Below are 18,272 nucleotides of genomic sequence, written 5' to 3'. Positions count from 1 at the left end.
GTTATGTCACCTCTTTTGTACTTATTTCCAGTCGACTTATTTGAGTTGGTTGCGGTGGAACTTTTGCTTTTATAAAGACTTTTTATAAATGGCAGATGAGGCAAAAGAATATTGTAAAAGATATCGATATATAAAAGTAAATCGTACTTTTGATATCACAAGATGGAATTTAAAAGGTCTAAAGCTTTAGAAGAGCTGAAGATTTTATAAATAAATCAAAACATTGTTATTGCAAGGTTTTGGTTGCTGAATAATAAAGACTGCAGATTTATCACATCTGAGTCTGTGTAGGTAGATAGGAAAAAAGATGTCAGATCTTTCATACGTAAACGAACATAGCGATGCATGGCAAACTTACTTGGCTCAAATTGACCGTGTAGCGCCATACTTAGAACATTTAGCTGATTATATCGATACTTTAAAACGTCCTAAGCGTGCGCTTATTGTGGACGTGCCAATTGTAATGGACGACGGTTCAATCCAGCACTTTGAAGGCTACCGTGTACAACACAACTTGTCTCGTGGTCCTGGTAAAGGTGGTGTTCGTTACCATCCAAATGTTGACTTAAATGAAGTGATGGCATTGTCTGCATGGATGACAATTAAAACTGCTGTTTTGAACTTGCCATTTGGTGGTGCAAAAGGTGGTATCCGTGTTGACCCACGTAAATTATCAAATCGTGAATTAGAGCGTTTAACTCGCCGTTATACGACTGAAATTGGTCACATTATCGGACCTCAAAAAGACATTCCTGCTCCAGACGTTGGTACAAATGCCAATATCATGGGTTGGATGATGGATACTTACTCTACTAGCCAGGGTCACACAGTGACGGGTGTTGTAACTGGTAAACCAGTTCACTTAGGCGGCTCTTTAGGTCGTGTGAAAGCAACTGGTCGCGGTGTATTCGTTACTGGTCGTGAAGTTGCTGCAAAAATCAACTTACCAATTGAAGGCGCAAAAGTTGCTGTTCAAGGTTTTGGTAATGTAGGTAGTGAAGCTGCTTTCTTATTTGTTGAATCAAAAGCAAAAATCACTCACGTTCAAGACCATACTGGCACAATTTTCAATGCTGATGGTATTGATCTTGTTGCGCTACGTGATCACGTAAATGCAAACCAAGGTGTTGGTGGTTTTGCTGGTGCACAAGCAATTGCAGATGAAGATTTCTGGACTGCAGAAGTAGACATCATTATTCCTGCTGCATTAGAAGGCCAAATTACAGTTGAGCGTGCTGAAAAACTTAAAGCTAAGTTGATTTTAGAAGGCGCGAACGGCCCGACTTATCCTAAAGCTGAAGATGTATTGGTTGAGCGTGGCATTGTTGTAGTTCCTGACGTTGTATGTAACGCCGGCGGTGTAACTGTAAGTTACTTCGAATGGGTTCAAGACATGGCGAGCTATTTCTGGAGCGAAGAAGAAATCAACGAGCGTTTAGACAAGTTGATGGTTCAAGCAATGGATGACGTTTGGAATACAGCGAACAAGAATGCTTGTACTTTACGTACAGCAGCTTACATCTTGGCATGTGAGCGTATCTTAAAAGCTCGTAAAGAACGCGGTATTTTCCCAGGCTAATCTGAGGAAACTACCTTTTAGGAAAGGTGGGCCGAGCAAATATAAAGGATGTTATAGGGTTATTTGTTCGGTCCCTTTTTCTAAATGAATTAAATTAAAGACAGTAAGACAGATTAAATAAATTAAATAGATACTGAGGTAAGCATGGAACAGCCAATTTCTGTAACTCGAAGCAACTTTAATGACTGGATGGTTCCAGTATTTGCACCGGCAAATTTCATTCCGGTACGTGGTGAAGGTTCACGTATCTGGGATCAAGAAAATAAAGAATATATCGATTTTGCAGGCGGGATTGCAGTAAATGCATTAGGTCATGCGCATCCAGTGGCAGTCAATGCGTTAACAGAACAAGCAAAAAAACTTTGGCACGTTGGTAATGGCTATACCAATGAACCAGTACTACGCCTTGCTAAACAACTCACCGAAAATACATTTGCAGACAAGGTTTTCTTCTGTAACTCAGGTGCAGAAGCGAATGAAGCAGCATTAAAACTTGCGCGTAAAGTTGGACTCGACAGCGGTGTTGCAGGTAAAAGTGGCATTGTGGCATTTAACAATGCTTTCCACGGCCGTACTTTATTTACCGTTTCAGCAGGTGGCCAACCAAAATATTCACAAGACTTTGCACCACTTCCAAACGGTATTAGCCATGTTGCTTATAATGATTTAGAAGCAGCTAAAGCAGTCATAAATGAACAAACTTGTGCAGTAATTGTGGAGCCTGTACAAGGTGAGGGCGGGGTTATTCCTGCTGACATCGAATTTTTAAAAGGTTTACGTGAACTGTGTGATCAGTTCGGTGCCTTACTTATTTTTGATGAAGTACAAACTGGTGTAGGTCGTACAGGTGCACTTTATGCCTACATGAACTACGGTGTGATTCCGGATGTACTTACGACTGCAAAAGCATTGGGCGGTGGTTTCCCGGTCGGTGCAATGTTAACAACTGATAAGTTCGCACCGCATTTTTCTGTAGGTACACATGGTACGACTTATGGTGGTAATCCGTTAGCAAGTGCAGTTGCAGGTGCAGTTTTTGAGTTTATTAATACACCAGAAGTACTTGAAGGTGTGAAACACCGTCATCAATATTTCCTTGATGCATTAAATACTTTAAATGCTGAATATCAAGTATTTGATGAAATTCGTGGTCAAGGTTTATTGATTGGCTGTGTACTAAAAGCTGAATATGCAGGTAAAGCGAAAGACATTACCACATGGGCAGGCGAAGAAGGATTACTCGCTTTAATCGCAGGACCTAACGTGGTTCGTTTCACTCCTTCTCTAATTATTCCTGAACAAGATATTGATGAAGGGATTGCTCGTTTAAAAAGAGCTTTGGCAAAGTTGGCTAAATAAAAAAAAGGAAAGCTAGCCATGATGATTGTCCGTCATGCCGAGTTTCGAGACCTTGAAGATATTTATAAATTAGCGGGTAAGTCAGGTGTTGGCCTGACTTCCTTGCCACAAAATATGGATACGCTTTCGGCTCGAATTTCACGTACTCGCAATACTTTAAATGGCAATGTTCATAAGAGTGAACAGGGATATTTGTTTGTTCTTGAAGATACCGAAGCTCAACGTGTTATTGGTGTAAGTGCAATTGAGGTTGCTGTAGGTTTAATTGAACCTTGGTACAACTTTCATGTGGGAACACAAGTACACGCTTCAAAAGCATTAAACGTTTATAAATCATTACCGACTTTATTTTTAAGTAATGACAGAACAGGAAGTAGTGAGCTCTGTACATTATTTTTAGATCCGGAGCGCCGTGAAAATCAAAACGGTAAATTTTTATCGAAAATCCGTTTTATGTTTATCGCAGCATTTAAGCAATATTTTGAGAAAAAACTAATTGCGGAAATGCGTGGCTACTCTGATGAAAATGGATGTTCACCTTTTTGGGATGCGATTGGGCACCATTTTTTTAATATGGATTTCTCAACTGCAGACTATTTAAGTGGTATTGGCCAAAAAGTTTTTATTGCCGAGCTGATGCCACGTTTTCCAGTCTATGTTGACCTTTTGCCAAAAGATGCGCAAGAAGTGATTGGAAAAATGCATCCACATACTTTGCCTGCTTATCATGTGCTTGAATCAGAAGGTTTACGTTATCAAGGGTATGTCGATATTTTTGATGCGGGTCCAACTATTGAAGCCAATATTGATGAGTTGCGTGCAGTCAAAGAAAGTCAACTCTTAAACGTCAAAATTACCAATGAGGCAACAGTGGGTAAAACACAATACCTTGTTGCCAATGATAATTACCACGACTATCGGGCCATGTTATTGAAGCTTGATCTCGTAGATAACACTTTAAATTTAACGCATGAACAAGCTGAAAAACTCGGTGTACAAGAAGGTCACGCTGTTCGTGTGTTATCACTAAATCCTATGGAAGTATCCTGATGTCAAACTCTTTATTTATAAACGGTGTCTGGTTACAAGGCAGCGGTACAACATTTGTAAAAACTAACCCGGTTGATAACCAAACTGTATGGTCAGGCGCTGAAGCTACGGCTAGTGATGTTGAGAAAGCTTGCCAAGCTGCTCGTACAGCATTCCCAGCGTGGGCGCGTTTACCTTTTGCTGAGCGTGTGGCGATTGTAGAAAAGTTTGCAGTTTTGCTTGAAGAAAATAAAAAGCCTTTAGCAGAAGTGATTAGCCAAGAAACCAGTAAACCTTTTTGGGAAACATTAACTGAAGTTCAGTCAATGATTGGCAAGGTTGCAATTTCGATTCGTGCTTATCACCAACGTACCGGTGAAAGCTCAACTGAAATGGCAGATGGTGTGGCATCTTTACGTCACCGTCCACATGGCGTACTTGCAGTTTTTGGTCCATATAACTTCCCGGGCCACTTGCCGAACGGACATATTGTTCCTGCGTTACTTGCTGGTAACACAGTTGTATTCAAACCAAGTGAATTAACGCCTTGGACTGCTGAAGAAACTGTAAAACTCTGGCAACAAGCCGGTTTGCCAAATGGTGTAATGAATTTGGTGCAAGGTGGTCGTACCACGGGTGAAGCGCTAGCTGCCTCACATGAAATTGATGGCCTATTATTTACCGGAAGCGCAAACACAGGTTATCACCTACACAAACAAATGGCGGGTGCTCCTGAGAAAATTCTTGCGCTTGAAATGGGCGGCAATAATGCATTGATTATCGATGAAATCGAAAATATGGATGCTGTTGTTAACCTCACTATTCAATCTGCATTTGTTTCGGCAGGGCAGCGTTGTACATGTGCGCGCCGTATCTTGGTAAAAAATGGTGCGCAAGGCGATGCATTTATTCAACGTTTTGTTGAGGTTGCTAAAAACTTAAAAGTTGGTCGTTGGAACGATGAGCAACAACCATTTATGGGCGGCGTAATTTCATCGGCTGCTGCAACAAACATGATGAATGCCCAGCAAAAGTTGCTTGAGCTTGGTGCAAGAAGCTTGTTGCCAATGACACGTCCTCAAGAAGACAGCTCATTACTTACTCCAGGCATTATTGACGTAACAGGTGTAGCGGGTATTCCAGATGAAGAATATTTCGGTCCGCTTACCACTATTCAGCGTTATGACAGTTTTGATGAAGCATTAAAAATTGCTAATGCAACTCGTTTTGGCTTGTCTGTTGGTTTGGTTTCTCCAAAACGTGAATTGTTTGATGACTTACTCATTGAAGCACGTGCCGGAATTGTGAATTGGAACAAACCATTAACAGGTGCATCGAGTGCAGCACCATTTGGTGGTGTAGGAGCTTCAGGTAATCACCGTGCAAGTGCATTTTATGCTGCTGACTACTGTGCTTGGCCAATGGCTTCACTCGAAAGTGAAAGCTTGACGTTGCCAGAAAAATTATCTCCAGGGATTGTGTTGCCTTAACACTAGGGAAAGAAAAAATGAAAGGATATGAAGTAAATTTTGATGGTTTAGTGGGACCAACACATCACTATGCGGGTTTGTCTTTTGGTAATGAAGCATCGACCAAAAACCGCAATAATTTGTCTAACCCAAAATTGGCGGCGAAACAAGGCTTATTAAAAATGAAAGCTTTGGCTGACATGGGGATGAAACAAGGTGTACTTGCTCCGCATGAGCGTCCACATGTTCCGATGTTACGCCGTTTAGGTTTTACCGGAGATGACATTAGTGTTGTGGCTCAAGCAATGCGTTATTCACCAGAGCTACTGTCATCTTTAAGCTCAGCTTCTCCAATGTGGACTGCAAATGCTGCGACTGTTTCACCTTCGGCTGATAGCCAAGATGAGCGCGTGCATTTTACAGCGGCTAACCTGAACAATAAATTTCACCGTTCAATTGAAGCTGAAACTACAAGCCAAGTTTTACAAGCGATCTTTAAAAATGAACGTCATTTTGTACACCATGAAGCTTTACCGCAAGTGGCTTTGTTCGGTGATGAAGGGGCAGCAAATCACAATCGTTTAGGTGGTGATTATGCTAAACGTGGTGTTCAGGTGTTTGTTTATGGTCAACAACATTTAAATAATGGTTTACCGGGACCAAAACGTTATCCTGCACGTCAGACACGTGAAGCGAGCGAGGCCATTGCACGATTGCACCGTTTAGATGAAGCACATACCGTTTTTGTTCAGCAAAACCCGGATGTGATTGATCAGGGTGTTTTCCATAATGATGTAATTGCGGTAAGTAACCAGCAGGTTTTATTCCACCATCAACATGCATTTTTAAATCAAGATCAGGCATTTGCCGAAATTCGTCAGAAAATGGCAAGCATCGGTGAAGACTTTATTTCAATTGAAGTGCCTGAAAACCGTGTGACTGTGGACGATGCTGTTGCAACATATTTATTTAATAGTCAGATTTTGACTCGTCCAGATGGTGGAATGACCATTGTTGTGCCAGAAGAGTCTCGCCAAAATGCTGCAGTATGGAGCTATTTGAATGACATGATTCAAATGGGTACACCAATTGATGCAATTCAGGTTTATGACTTGCGTGAAAGTATGCGTAACGGTGGTGGTCCGGCTTGTTTGCGTTTACGTGTAGCATTAAATGAAACCGAATTAAATGCCGTAAATCCAAAAGTTCTCATGAATGATCAATTGTTTATGACACTTAATCAGTGGGTAGATAAACACTATCGCGATCGTTTAGCACAAGAAGATTTGGCAGATCCGCATTTACTCATGGAAAGCCGTATGGCACTTGATGAACTGACTAAAATTTTAGGTTTAGGTTCGGTTTATCCTTTCCAAAAATAATGAGGAGGTGACATGCAAGATTTTCTAGCATTAACCTTACAAGGTGAGCAACCTGCAACGCGCGAGGGAAAACAAGCAAATTTTTCTTGGCGTTGGTTAGGTGAGGGACTTCTTGAATGTACACCACATGCGCAGTACGACAAAGCTGTCGTACTGTCAGCTGGAGTACATGGAAATGAAACGGCACCAATTGAATTGCTATCTCATCTTTGCACCGATTTATTTGCTGGGCGTTTAAAGCTTGCGGTGAGATTATTGCTTGTATTGGGTAATCCCTATGCGATGCGTCAAGGCAAGCGTTATGTACATGACGATGTAAACCGTATGTTCTGTGGTGGGTATAAAAATCTGCCTGTAACTGAAGAATCTAAGCGTGCTGAGGTTTTAGAGCAGACTGTTGCCACTTTCTTTCAGGAAAGTTCGAGTCAGGCAAAACGTTATCATTATGATTTGCACACCGCAATTCGGGCTTCATTATTACCAACATTTGCTTTATTTCCATATCAAACACATGGCTATGATGCTGATTTAACAGCAAGTCTTGAAGCAGCTGATTTGGATGCTTTGGTTTATCATAATGCGATAGGTAAAACGTTTACCCATTTTACGAGTGAGAATTTTAAGGCGGCGAGTGCAACTTTAGAGTTAGGCAAAGCATTGCCATTTGGACAAAATGACTTGAGTCAATTTGCTTCAATTGATGAAGTCATTCGTAACGTGGTTTCTGAGCAAGCTTTACCAGTGCGTAATAAACCAAAAATTCGTGTGTTTCAGGTATCTGACTCTTTAATAAAAAAAGATGAAGAGTTCCACCTGAATTTATCTGCTGAGGCTCCCAACTTTTCAACTTTTACTAAAGGCGAAATCATTGCGACTCAACCTTCTGGTAACTATGTAGTTGAACAAGATCAGGTCTGGATTTTATTTCCAAACCCGAATGTGAAGATTGGTTTACGTGCAGGCTTGGTTTTAACTGAAACAATCTGAATAGTTAATTTTAGACAAATAAAAAAGGGCGATGAATCGCCCTTTTTTATTGCTAACTTAATTAGTTAGTACCGAAAAGACCTTTAATAAAAGATTTCTTTTCGCCTTTTTGTGTAGTCGCTTGAGCGCCTGCATTTACGTTTGCATTTGCATTAATACCAGCAACATTAACACCAACGTTTACACCTGTTTGAGCGTTAACTCCATGAGCCGGTTGAGCTGCATTTAATTTTGCTTGAGCATCAGCTTTAGTGTCAGCAACGAATTCTTTTTGCTCAGCTTGATTTTGTGCTACACGAGCTTTAACAGCATCTACGCGTGCTTGAGCATCGGCCTGTTTTTCAGCAGTAAATTCTTTTTGGTCAGCTTGTTTTTCTGCTACCTTAGTTTTTACAGCATCAAGATGTGCTTTTGTATCTGCTTTAGCTTCAACTGCTAGGTTTTTAGTGCCAGTTGCAGCCTTAGTCGCTAAATTTTTTGTACCTGTAGCAGCTTCGGTAGCAAAATGTTTAGTACCAGTTACAGCTTCACTTGCTACATGTTTAGTGCCAGTAGCAGCTTTAGAAGAAAGTTCAGTTACTTTACCTGTTGTTTTTTTTGTAGCTTTAACGGTTGTGTCAGCAGCTACATGACCAGCATGTTTTGCTGTGTTCCCTACAGTATGTGCAGTATTTTTGACTGTATTGGCTACGCCACTAACAAGACCACCTGGTTGTACGTTGACTTGAGCAGATGCACCTGCATTAACGCCCGCACTTTGTGCAAAAATAGAGGCAGAAGCAAGTACACTTGCAGTAACGATAGCTGTTTTCATCATTTTCATTGCGATATCCTTCAAAGAATATACCCTTTTAGTGAGGTATTTCATAAACGCAATCGCATCATAGCTAAGGAAATATGAGCTTGGGAACTCACTTCATCAAAACGTTACAACAGTGTTACATTGAGTAAACAGACTAGGGATAAATTGTGAAGATTAATAAAAATTAATAATAAAGTGAAAAAGAACATTTATTTTTTAGTTATTCTTATTAAGCTGGTCCTATTTTCATCTTACAGCTTTTTAACCTTCATCTCCTAAATTTTTCTATCGTTGTTCATGTGATACATGCCTATATCTATAAATGTGATGTAGTTCTCGTTATTTATTAGAGGAAACGGCATAATAATTGCTTATTATGAGAATAGGGTGCTTTTTAGCACTTTTTTGAACCTTATTCTGCCAGAAATATAAACGTAAAGGGCAGAACTGTATTTTTGCTTATTCGAGAAAAGATATTTTAGCTTTTCTCATGTTTATACATTTTATGAAATAGAAATTTCACATGAAATGTAACTCAAGAAATGTCTCTTTATTTCGAATAATCAAAAATAAATATAGATGTCTATAAACAAAAGAACAGAGATCTTAAATGATGAAAATTATAGCTTCCTTACTTGTAATAGTCGGCTTGATCGCCGTTGTTCTTTATTTCAAACCCACAAGCGGTGCATCTGATGTATTCAATTCTGCTTTACATGAGACGAATTCACCACAACCAGATACTTCATCTTCCCTTTCTAAACTTAAGGAGCCTACTCAACCTAAAAACGTATCTTTAAATTCAAATCACTCTCAATCGGTATCAGCAGATACCGTTCCTTTTTATGACACAAAAAGTGATCCTTCGATTCAACCGATTGATCCAGAAAAAGATCCAGCAAATGAAATAAAAGCGAAATAAGCAAATTGTTAGTTGAAAAACTACGGAGAAAAATAATGCAAAGTAAAACGTTGTTTCTATTAGGTCTATGTACAATTTTCAGTACAACTGCGTCCGCTCTTCCTTTGGACTCCAAAGGGGCCAAACAGCGGTTAACTCAAGCAGCAAAACAAAAAGTATTCCAAGGTAAAATAGATTTAGATGCCTTGGTTAGTAATGATTCAAACGATTTAATTGTCGAATACAATATTCCTTCATCGAGCGTACCTTCTGGTTTAGAACGGCGAAGTTATATTGCTACAAATAAAAAGAATCTTCAGACAAGGTTTAATCGTGCCGGCGGTGTACAAGTACTTCGGGATTACAATAACCTGCCTTTAGCTTTTTATCGGATTAGTAACCGTGAGGCTTTAGTATCTTTATTAAATGATCCGAACGTTAAAGCAGTTTATCCAAACCGTATTAACCGTACTACAACTACTGAAAGTTTGCCTTTGATTAATCAACCACAAGCCAATACCAATGGTTTTACGGGGGAGGGATCTAGTGTTGCTGTGCTGGATACAGGGGTAAATTATCTACATTCAGATTTCGGATGTACCGCTGTGAATACTCCATCAAGTACTTGCCGCGTGGTTTATTCTTTTGATAGTGCACCAGATGATGGCACTTTGGATGATGATGGGCATGGCAGTAACGTTTCCGCTATTGTGTCGAAAGTCGCTACTAAAACTAAAATTATTGGTATTGATGTATTTAGAAAGGTCAGATCGCAAGGTAAGTGGGTAAGCACCGCTTATGATAGTGATATTCTCGCGGGGATTAACTGGGCTGTAAACAATGCACAAACCTATAATATTAAAGCGGTGAATTTGAGCCTTGGCGTGCCAGGAGTCAAATATACCTCTGAGTGTAGCGATAGTAGTTATGGAACAGCATTTGCCAATGCGCGAGCTGCTGGCGTGGTTCCGGTTGTAGCCTCTGGTAATGATGCCTTCCCTGACGGCATTTCATCTCCTGCTTGTGTGGCAGGGGCAGTAAGGGTAGGTGCTGTTTATGATAGTAATATTGGTGGTGTGTCATGGGGTAACCCCGTGAAATGTTCTGACCCAACTACAGCAGCAGATAAGGTAGCCTGCTTTAGTAATGGGGGAAGCCTTGTGACTTTATTGGCGCCGGGTGCAATGATTACCGCAGGTGGCTATACCATGGGCGGTACCTCTCAAGCGACGCCACACGTGGCAGGCGCGATTGCTCTATTGAGAGCGAATAGTGTGAGTCCAACTGAAAGTATCGATCAAACCATTAGTCGGTTAAAAGCTACGGGTAAACCTATTACTGACTCAAGAACGGGCTTGGTTTTCCCACGGATTGATTTACTGGCGGCAACCAATGGTTTAACCGTTAACTAAATAGCATATTTATAATTTTTTATTAGGTCCAAAAAATTTAAATGGCTATGGCTCGTTGCAAAAGATAACTTCTGCAACGAGTTTTTTTATGAAAAAGCCTTAATCACACTTTGCTAAGTTGTCTTTACTAAAATTACTTTGAAGTTTTTTGAAATTATTTTGAATTTCGGGATCTTGGATATTAAAAGTGGTAGAGCTTTTGGTTGTCGAATTGGTCGCTTGACTTAATATGCCAGAAGAGTCTGGATATTGTTCTGTAAATGATTGAGCTGAAATCAGACCTTTATTATTAAAAATCCAATGTTCAGTTACTTGTCCACCACCTAAATAACCCGTAAATTCAATCATACAAGCTTGCTTATCGTGTTTAATGAGCTTGGCTACATTGCCTGTGGTGGTTGGATAAGCTTCGATATTGGTATCTTGTTCTAAAACTTGTGCCTGAGGATAAGAAGAAAGAGGTGCGGTAGTTGCACATGCAGTTAATGCTAAGCAGCACAGGGTAGAAAAGAGAAGTTTTTGACTGTTCATAAGGCAGGTTCCTAGCTCTTTGTAGTGGATGTATGTCTTTTTTAAAGTGTGTTTCTTTGGAAGCGCGATATGATCGCGCTAATCTGGTTTAATCTTAATTGGCAGTCGTACTAGATTTACTTAGCTCACCTTGTTCGATTGGAATATTTTCACCGTTTCTACTGCTGGTGATATTTTGCTTAGCTTGTTCTATTTTCTGTTCAGTAAATACTTTGGCTGTATCCGCTTTTTGTTGAACAACTTCTGCTTTTTCGGCGGTAAATTCTTTCGTATCTTTCCATTTTTCACTAATTTTATTTGAAGTTTTTTCAGAAGCGCCTTGAATAGAATCTCCTAAATTTTGAATTCCTTTTCCTGTTTTGTATAACAGTACGCGGCCTAAGCTTGGATTATCGCCATAAGGCATTGTCTTAGAGGTTGCTTCATTCACTTGTTGAGGTTGAGGTGTTTCAGCAAAGAGAGATGATGAAACCAAGATAGAGCTTGTAATACATAAAATTTTTATGGCTTTCATTTTGGATTAATCTCCCCAATGACTATCAAAATATAGATAGCTGATCTTACTGTTAAAAATAAATCTTGTGCAGACATGAGATAAAACCCATACGATTTGATTACGAGAAATCATCATTTGAAGGGAATAGCATCCTTACCCAAATGCTTTATAAACAAAACTCAGACTTAATCAATTCTATAAACATGTCTCTCGCTTTATGGTTACTCACATTTTTATGCCAGAAAAAATGATTTTGCATAAAGGCAAGGTATTCGAATTTATAACTTTGAATATGCGCTAAATTTTTATATTGCTCATAAATACTCTTAGGCACTAACGCCACGCCAGAACCCGCACTGACACACCCAATAATGGTGGCGTAACTGGTAATACTGGTGATAGGGAGAGAGATATTCTTCAGTTTAAGCCATTCTTCAAGAGCTGCGCGGTAAGGACAGCCTTCAGTCCACATAAAAATTTCTTTACCAATCAAATCTTCTTGGCAACGAATTTCTCCCAAAGAGTGAGATGCAATTAAGACCATGTCTTCTTGATAAATACTGAGTTTATTCAGCATAGGAAACTCAATATTGCCTGCAACAATTGCTCCATCAAGTTTGTGCTGAGAAATATCGACTAGTAACTGTTTCCATGTGCCAGTAATAATTTGAATAGAAACTTCTGGATAACGTTGATGATATTTTGCAAGTAAGTTGGGCAGGCGAGTTGTGGCAGAAGATTCAATTGCTCCAATTTTTAGTGGGCCAGAGGGAGGTGCATCTGGATGAATACTCCGTTTCGCTTCATCGCATAGCGCTAAAATTTTATGGCAATAATCGAGAAAGATTTCTCCTGATGGGGTGAGTTTTAAAGCTTTACCTTCACGATAAAACAGCGGTGCGCCTAGTTCTTCTTCAAGTTGCTTAATGCGTGTAGTGATATTGGAGGGTACGCAATGTAGTTGTAGTGATGCTTTAGCCATGGTTCCGCATTCAACCACGGTTTGAAACATTTTTAACTGGGTAATATCCATATTTAATCATTCACTTTTAATGAATATTTGACTCAATATAAGTTAATTTTATTCAACTATCTATACGCATATGATGAAAGAGTTCCATTTCATTAGTGCAGATTTAACATGGCAATTTCTCTTGCTGCCGAAACCCAGCCTCCAGCATTTAAGCTTTACTTATGTATTGCTGTAACCGTTTTTTGTTGGGGCTATTCACCTATTGGTGTACATAGTGCTTTGCATTCATATACACCGCAGCACATTGCCTTGCTTCGCTTTTTGATTGCATCGGTTTTCTTGCTGCTTTTAGTCATGAAAAAAGGGATTCAGCTTTTAAAATGGAAAGATGTTCCTGCGCTTGCCGTATTAGGGTTTTTCTCTGTAACGCTGCATCATTTGCTTATCAATACGGGGCAGCAATATGTAACTGCTGTCGCTTCTAGTATTTTGAGTCAATCTATTCCGCTATTCACTTTTATTATTTCAGCTTTGGTTTTTAAAGAGCATATTCGGTTCAAACAGTGGTTGTGTATTTTGCTAGGGCTTTGTGGCGCCGTGTTAGTGGTCAGCGGAGATCATGGTTTTGGTATGCCGAGCCCTTATAGTTTGTTGATTGTTTTAGCTGCAATCGCCTGGGGGATTTATTTTAATTTATATAAAAAATTTGCCTTAAATTATGATGCCTTGAGCATGATGTGCTACATCATTTGGTTCGGGACCCTTCCTTTACTATTTTATAGTGCTCATTTACCTAGTGAAATTTTACATGCTACTTGGCAGGCCAATATGTCGGTTGTCTTATTAGGTGTTTTTCCAAGTGCGATGGCTTATGTACTTTGGGGCTATGTACTTAAAAATATGCCGTTAACGATTGCATCGAATTTTTTGTATTGCTCGCCGATTGTCGCCATGAGTTTGGCGGTTCTTTTCTTAAATGAAAAACCATCAATGATGGTGCTGCTAGGTGGAGTAATTATTGTGGGGAGTTTGGTGTGGATGAATTGGGGGAGAAAGAAAGGGGTGTGATGGGTACCCTTCTCCTTTCCTATTAATGGTTCCAATCCTGTGTACGAATACGACCAGTTTGATAATAGATAGATACAAGCTCAATAAAATTTTTGAAGTCAGCATTTTCATTCACAATACGATTAATAGATTGCCAATCAACTTCTGTTCGTCTGCGTGCGGGCAATAAAATTTCACTTTCAGTTGGGTTTTCTGGTGTTAATAAAATGACACCAATACCGTGTAATGCAGATAACATACGGAGTTCATCTTCAACATCACTTGTAGAAATCGAGGTTGCAACTAAATATCCTTCATTTGCCCAGCTTGAGTTACTTACAGCTTGAAAGAAGCTACTACGAATATTTGTGCTATTGAGTTCTTTTTTTACTTCAAATGACCATAAGCGAACATTTTGTCCAGAACCGTGTTTAACGCAACTTTTAACTGGTTCATTCCAGTGTCTGTCTAAAGGTTGCATGGCAACAATATCGGGATGCAACCATTGATTACCATTTTGTCCTCGAGAATTCTTAGATCGTTTTTCATCTATTCTGAGGCAATATAAATTGAGTTCTGACTTTAGAAATTCGGTAAGAATAGGGTATAAATCATGCTCAGATAAATTCCCAGACTTTATAATTGGCAAATTAATTTCAGGTTCTAAACTGTCTAAAAGAGATTCGCTAATATCTGAATTTATATTATGGTTTGCTTCATAAATTGTGTGGGGATCAAACCAGAATTGTCTTGGCCGAGGTTGATCTTGTAGGTGAATATGTGGGGATATTTTTAGAATATTGGTTTTTGCTCCGCTACTAATTTCACGGACAATTTGTTGTAAGAAGTCTGCTTCTGATTCAAAACGATTATTTTTCCTTTTTTGGTCATAATCTTCTGGATATTTTTGAATGATAGATTCGGCAATCTCTCGTGCATTAAATTTTTTATTTGGATACGTTTTTAAGAATTCTGCGACTTTTTGCGTTTGTGATAACTTAGACATACTTGAGTAGATCTGTTTAAAAAGAAAACCCCACTATTATTAGCAGGGTTTCTAAGTTATTTCAATGAATTACAGAGCTTAGCCTTGCAACACACTCACATCAGCAACAGCAGTAAACAAGTTACGTAACTGAGCTAATAAACGTAAACGGTTTGCTTTTAGGTCAGCATCGTCTGCCATAACCATTACACCATCAAAGAATGCATCAATCGGCGCGCGAAGTGCTGCAAGCTTAGAAAGGGCAGCAGTATAGTCCTTTGCTGCAAGTAATGGTTCAACCACAGGTGTCACTGCTTGAAGCTCAGCAAATAATGCTTTTTCAGCATCTTCAACCAAGTTCGCTTCAACGACAGAACCTTCTGGTGCTGCTTCTTTTGCAAGAATGTTAGCAACACGTTTGTTTGCAGCAGCAAGTGCAGCAGCTTCAGGTAATGTACGGAAGTGGTTAACAGCATTTACGCGCTTGTCAAAATCAAGTGGAGATTTTGGTGCAAGAGCTTGAACTGCTTGAAGGACGTCAACAGCAACGCCTTGGTCTTCATACTTAGCACGGTAACGACCTTCCAAGAACGCAACAGCATCAGCGCGAGTTTTGTCATGGTCTTTAACGATATCGCCATAACCTTGAAGCGCAAGATTTACTAACTCTTCAATTGTTACGTCTAGCTCATTTTCAATAATTAAACGTAAGATACCGATTGCTGAACGACGAAGAGCAAACGGGTCTTTAGAACCTGTAGGCGCTTGTCCAATACCAAAAATACCAACAAGCGTATCTAAACGGTCAGCAAGGGCAATAGTTGTACCTGTTTTGGTTTTTGGTAAAACATCACCCGCAAATTTTGGTAAGTATTGTTCACCTAAAGCTTCTGAAACTTCAGTATTTTCACCTTCAATACGTGCGTAGTAAGTACCCGCAATACCTTGAAGCTCTGGGAATTCACCAACAAGCTCAGAGGTTAAGTCGCATTTAGCAAGTAATGCAGCTTTTTCAGCATCAGCTGGGTTTGCACCAGTGATTGAAGATAATGCAACTGCAAGTTTTGCAATACGTGTTGATTTGTCCCAAAGCGTACCAAGCTGTGCTTGGAATACCATGTTTGCTAATTTTTCTTTACGAGATGCAAGCGGTTGCTTTTGATCTTGTAAGAAGAAGAATTCAGCATCAGACAAACGAGGGCGAACAACTTTTTCGTTACCTTCAATAATTTGAGTCGGGTCTTTAGACTCAATATTTGAAACAGTAATGAAGTAAGGCTGCAATTTACCTTCCGCATTGATCAAACAGAAATATTTCTGGTTGTCTTGCATTGTCGTAATAAGAGCTTCTTGAGGAACAGCTAAGTAGCGTTCTTCAAAAGTTGCACGTAAAGCCACAGGCCATTCAACTAGACTTGTTACTTCATCAAGTAAGTCAGCTGGAACAATCGCAGTTGCATTCACTTCATCAGCTAACTTTTTCACTTGTTCTTGAATGGTTGCCTGACGCTTTTCAAAGTTCGCTACAACATATGCTTTTTCTAACGCAGCTAAATAGTCATTTGCATGCGCTAAGGTCACAGCTTCAGGTGCATGGAAACGGTGACCATAAGTCACATTACCAGCTTTGTGATCTTGAATAGTCGCCTCAATAACTTGGTCATCTTTGAGTAAGACAACCCATTTCACTGGACGTACAAATTCGGTACGGCTTGCAGCAGAACGCATGCGCTTAGCAATTGGTAAATTATCTAACGCAGTTTGTAAAATCTGTGGAAGTAAAGCATCAAGGCTTTGACCTTTCACATCTTTTAAATAGCAAACTTTTTCAACTTTACCTGCTTGGAAAGTGGAAAGCTGATCAACTGTAATACCTTGACCACGCATAAAGCCTTCGAGTGCTTTAGTCGGTTTGCCTTCTGCATCGTAAGCTGCTTGAACAGCAGGGCCGTCAAAACGTTTTTGTGTATCCGCTTGAGCAGCATCTACATCTACAATTTTAAGCGCTAAACGACGTGGAGCGGCATAAGCTTCAACAGATGCGAAGTCTAAACCTGCTTCATTTAAGCCTTTTACAGTTTCTGCTTGTAGTGCATCACGTAACGTTTTTAAGCTTTTTGGTGGAAGCTCTTCACAGCCAAGTTCGAATAAAACAGTATGTTTGCTCATTAGTTTTTCTCCGCCTTTGCTGCTTCACTTTCAGCTTGTGCTTTTAGCTGTGCCAATACTTCATCACGTAAGTGTGGTTCTGCCATTGGGAAGCCAAGCTCTGCACGTGCTTGTACATAACTTTGTGCAATAGCGCGCGCCAAAGTACGTACACGTAAAATATAACGTTGACGCTCAGTTACAGAAATTGCGCCACGTGCATCAAGCAAGTTAAAGGTATGAGACGCTTTAACCACTTGCTCATAAGCTGGAAGTGGAAGTTTAGCTTCCATTAAACGGTTAGCTTCTGACTCGTAGAAATCAAATAGTTCAAATAGTTTGTCAACTGGAGCGTATTCAAAGTTATAAGTCGATTGCTCAACTTCATTTTGATGGAATACGTCGCCGTAAGTCACAGTACCAAATTGGCCTTTGGTCCAAACAAGGTCATAAACCGAGTCAACGCCTTGAAGGTACATTGCAAGACGTTCTAAACCGTAAGTAATTTCGCCTGTTACTGGGTAACATTCAACACCACCAACTTGTTGGAAGTAAGTGAACTGAGTCACTTCCATACCGTTCAGCCAAACTTCCCAACCTAAGCCCCAAGCACCAAGAGTTGGAGATTCCCAGTTGTCTTCTACGAAACGGATATCGTGAGTAAGCGTGTCAATCCCGATTGCTTTTAAAGAATCAAGATAAAGCTGTTGAATGTTGTCTGGGTTTGGCTTAAGTACCACTTGGAACTGGTAGTAGTGTTGCAAACGGTTCGGGTTTTCACCGTAGCGACCATCTTTTGGACGACGTGAAGGTTGAACGTATGCAGCATTCCAAGTCTCAGGCCCTAAAGCACGTAAGAATGTTGCGGTGTGGAATGTTCCAGCGCCCATTTCCATGTCGTAAGGTTGTAGTACGACGCAGCCTTGTTCGGCCCAATAGTTTTGTAGGGCAAGAATTAAGCCCTGAAATGTATCAATGTGCGAGATGGCGCGACTCATGTAGCATCCACGAATTTATGAGAAAAATTGCCCCTAAGTATAAGGATTTTGTGGGGGAGTGGCAAAGGCTTAATGCGGAGGAAATTATTGAGGCGGTAACTAAAACTTTAATATTTCCATAATCCTGTTGGGGTAATTGTTAGCCACATCATTTTAATGATAATATCCACCCGT

General features: G+C 39.9%; 16 protein-coding genes. 9 read left to right on the top strand and 7 right to left on the bottom strand.

Translation table 11 applies throughout. From position 1 onward, the window contains the following. Positions 1 to 307 precede the first annotated feature (307 nt). The 6 genes from GO593_RS04470 to astE all read left to right on the top strand — a co-directional run bounded on the left by GO593_RS04470 (position 308) and on the right by astE (position 7,805). Positions 308 to 1,579 (top strand): Glu/Leu/Phe/Val family dehydrogenase, encoded by a 1,272-nt coding sequence (locus GO593_RS04470; protein WP_001281781.1) that lies wholly within the window; start codon positions 308 to 310, stop codon positions 1,577 to 1,579. A gap of 144 nt (positions 1,580 to 1,723) precedes the next feature. Next, complete coding sequence (locus GO593_RS04465) at positions 1,724 to 2,938, top strand: aspartate aminotransferase family protein (RefSeq protein WP_000437496.1); 1,215 nt, start codon at positions 1,724 to 1,726, stop codon at positions 2,936 to 2,938. Between the two features lie 18 nt (positions 2,939 to 2,956). Further along, the gene (gene astA, locus GO593_RS04460; RefSeq protein WP_000973732.1) at positions 2,957 to 3,988 is read left to right on the top strand and encodes an arginine N-succinyltransferase; all 1,032 of its coding nucleotides are present in this window, start codon (positions 2,957 to 2,959) and stop codon (positions 3,986 to 3,988) included. Then, on the top strand, positions 3,988 to 5,457 hold the full coding sequence (gene astD / locus GO593_RS04455) for a succinylglutamate-semialdehyde dehydrogenase (protein ID WP_000071652.1): 1,470 nt from the start codon (positions 3,988 to 3,990) through the stop codon (positions 5,455 to 5,457). The genes astA and astD overlap by 1 nt, the downstream gene beginning before the upstream one ends. A gap of 17 nt (positions 5,458 to 5,474) precedes the next feature. Next, a complete protein-coding gene (gene astB / locus GO593_RS04450; protein WP_000679450.1) occupies positions 5,475 to 6,818 on the top strand; it encodes an N-succinylarginine dihydrolase in 1,344 nt (447 codons plus the stop codon). 12 nt (positions 6,819 to 6,830) lie between these two features. Beyond that, positions 6,831 to 7,805 (top strand): succinylglutamate desuccinylase, encoded by a 975-nt coding sequence (gene astE, locus GO593_RS04445; RefSeq protein ID WP_001150814.1) that lies wholly within the window; start codon positions 6,831 to 6,833, stop codon positions 7,803 to 7,805. Between the two features lie 61 nt (positions 7,806 to 7,866). Here astE and GO593_RS04440 read toward each other — a convergent pair whose 3' ends face one another. Continuing rightward, the gene (locus GO593_RS04440; protein WP_000783288.1) at positions 7,867 to 8,628 is read right to left on the bottom strand and encodes a hypothetical protein; all 762 of its coding nucleotides are present in this window, start codon (positions 8,626 to 8,628) and stop codon (positions 7,867 to 7,869) included. Positions 8,629 to 9,220: 592 nt separating this feature from the next. Between GO593_RS04440 and GO593_RS04435 the strand changes: the two genes are divergently transcribed. Continuing rightward, positions 9,221 to 9,529: a hypothetical protein gene (locus GO593_RS04435; RefSeq protein ID WP_000691034.1), complete on the top strand. Its 309-nt coding sequence runs from the start codon at positions 9,221 to 9,223 to the stop codon at positions 9,527 to 9,529. A gap of 35 nt (positions 9,530 to 9,564) precedes the next feature. Continuing rightward, positions 9,565 to 10,920: a S8 family serine peptidase gene (locus GO593_RS04430; RefSeq protein ID WP_001190936.1), complete on the top strand. Its 1,356-nt coding sequence runs from the start codon at positions 9,565 to 9,567 to the stop codon at positions 10,918 to 10,920. Between the two features lie 99 nt (positions 10,921 to 11,019). Here GO593_RS04430 and GO593_RS04425 read toward each other — a convergent pair whose 3' ends face one another. From GO593_RS04425 to GO593_RS04415, 3 genes are all read right to left on the bottom strand, one after another. Further along, positions 11,020 to 11,451, bottom strand: a complete 432-nt coding sequence (locus GO593_RS04425) for a hypothetical protein (RefSeq protein WP_001088069.1) — start codon at positions 11,449 to 11,451, stop codon at positions 11,020 to 11,022. Between the two features lie 94 nt (positions 11,452 to 11,545). Continuing rightward, complete coding sequence (locus GO593_RS04420) at positions 11,546 to 11,965, bottom strand: hypothetical protein (protein ID WP_000644154.1); 420 nt, start codon at positions 11,963 to 11,965, stop codon at positions 11,546 to 11,548. A gap of 148 nt (positions 11,966 to 12,113) precedes the next feature. Then, positions 12,114 to 12,980: a LysR family transcriptional regulator gene (locus GO593_RS04415; protein ID WP_000355650.1), complete on the bottom strand. Its 867-nt coding sequence runs from the start codon at positions 12,978 to 12,980 to the stop codon at positions 12,114 to 12,116. 108 nt (positions 12,981 to 13,088) lie between these two features. On the opposite strand from GO593_RS04415, the gene GO593_RS04410 reads away from it, so the two are divergent. Then, positions 13,089 to 13,988 (top strand): DMT family transporter, encoded by a 900-nt coding sequence (locus tag GO593_RS04410; RefSeq protein ID WP_001018289.1) that lies wholly within the window; start codon positions 13,089 to 13,091, stop codon positions 13,986 to 13,988. A 22-nt stretch (positions 13,989 to 14,010) separates the two neighbouring features. On the opposite strand, the gene GO593_RS04405 is transcribed toward GO593_RS04410, so the two are convergent. The 3 genes from GO593_RS04405 to glyQ form a co-directional block, all read right to left on the bottom strand. Next, positions 14,011 to 14,973, bottom strand: coding sequence for a COG2958 family protein (locus GO593_RS04405; RefSeq protein WP_000041047.1), 963 nt, complete (start codon positions 14,971 to 14,973; stop codon positions 14,011 to 14,013). Positions 14,974 to 15,051: 78 nt separating this feature from the next. Further along, entirely contained in the window at positions 15,052 to 17,121 is a 2,070-nt protein-coding gene (gene glyS, locus GO593_RS04400; RefSeq protein ID WP_000033890.1) for a glycine--tRNA ligase subunit beta, read from the bottom strand. Then, the gene (gene glyQ, locus GO593_RS04395) at positions 17,121 to 18,098 is read right to left on the bottom strand and encodes a glycine--tRNA ligase subunit alpha (RefSeq protein WP_000085212.1); all 978 of its coding nucleotides are present in this window, start codon (positions 18,096 to 18,098) and stop codon (positions 17,121 to 17,123) included. Before glyQ ends, glyS begins: the two co-directional genes overlap by 1 nt. Positions 18,099 to 18,272: the final 174 nt, after the last annotated feature.

This window comes from Acinetobacter baumannii (assembly GCF_009759685.1).
Lineage (GTDB): Bacteria > Pseudomonadota > Gammaproteobacteria > Pseudomonadales > Moraxellaceae > Acinetobacter > Acinetobacter baumannii.
Note: the sequence above shows the minus strand (reverse complement) of the source record. Positions and strands in the feature narration are given on the sequence as shown.

What these genes read in the sequence shown, in the direction of transcription:
- glyQ (WP_000085212.1), bottom strand. Translation starts at nt 18,098, where the DNA reads ATGAGTCGCGCCATCTCGCACATTGATACATTTCAGGGCTTAATTCTT.
- GO593_RS04405 (WP_000041047.1), bottom strand. Translation starts at nt 14,973, where the DNA reads ATGTCTAAGTTATCACAAACGCAAAAAGTCGCAGAATTCTTAAAAACG.
- astD (WP_000071652.1), top strand. Translation starts at nt 3,988, where the DNA reads ATGTCAAACTCTTTATTTATAAACGGTGTCTGGTTACAAGGCAGCGGT.
- GO593_RS04440 (WP_000783288.1), bottom strand. Translation starts at nt 8,628, where the DNA reads ATGAAAATGATGAAAACAGCTATCGTTACTGCAAGTGTACTTGCTTCT.
- astE (WP_001150814.1), top strand. Translation starts at nt 6,831, where the DNA reads ATGCAAGATTTTCTAGCATTAACCTTACAAGGTGAGCAACCTGCAACG.
- GO593_RS04415 (WP_000355650.1), bottom strand. Translation starts at nt 12,980, where the DNA reads ATGGATATTACCCAGTTAAAAATGTTTCAAACCGTGGTTGAATGCGGA.
- GO593_RS04435 (WP_000691034.1), top strand. Translation starts at nt 9,221, where the DNA reads ATGAAAATTATAGCTTCCTTACTTGTAATAGTCGGCTTGATCGCCGTT.
- GO593_RS04470 (WP_001281781.1), top strand. Translation starts at nt 308, where the DNA reads ATGTCAGATCTTTCATACGTAAACGAACATAGCGATGCATGGCAAACT.
- astA (WP_000973732.1), top strand. Translation starts at nt 2,957, where the DNA reads ATGATGATTGTCCGTCATGCCGAGTTTCGAGACCTTGAAGATATTTAT.
- glyS (WP_000033890.1), bottom strand. Translation starts at nt 17,121, where the DNA reads ATGAGCAAACATACTGTTTTATTCGAACTTGGCTGTGAAGAGCTTCCA.
- astB (WP_000679450.1), top strand. Translation starts at nt 5,475, where the DNA reads ATGAAAGGATATGAAGTAAATTTTGATGGTTTAGTGGGACCAACACAT.
- GO593_RS04465 (WP_000437496.1), top strand. Translation starts at nt 1,724, where the DNA reads ATGGAACAGCCAATTTCTGTAACTCGAAGCAACTTTAATGACTGGATG.
- GO593_RS04420 (WP_000644154.1), bottom strand. Translation starts at nt 11,965, where the DNA reads ATGAAAGCCATAAAAATTTTATGTATTACAAGCTCTATCTTGGTTTCA.
- GO593_RS04410 (WP_001018289.1), top strand. Translation starts at nt 13,089, where the DNA reads ATGGCAATTTCTCTTGCTGCCGAAACCCAGCCTCCAGCATTTAAGCTT.
- GO593_RS04430 (WP_001190936.1), top strand. Translation starts at nt 9,565, where the DNA reads ATGCAAAGTAAAACGTTGTTTCTATTAGGTCTATGTACAATTTTCAGT.
- GO593_RS04425 (WP_001088069.1), bottom strand. Translation starts at nt 11,451, where the DNA reads ATGAACAGTCAAAAACTTCTCTTTTCTACCCTGTGCTGCTTAGCATTA.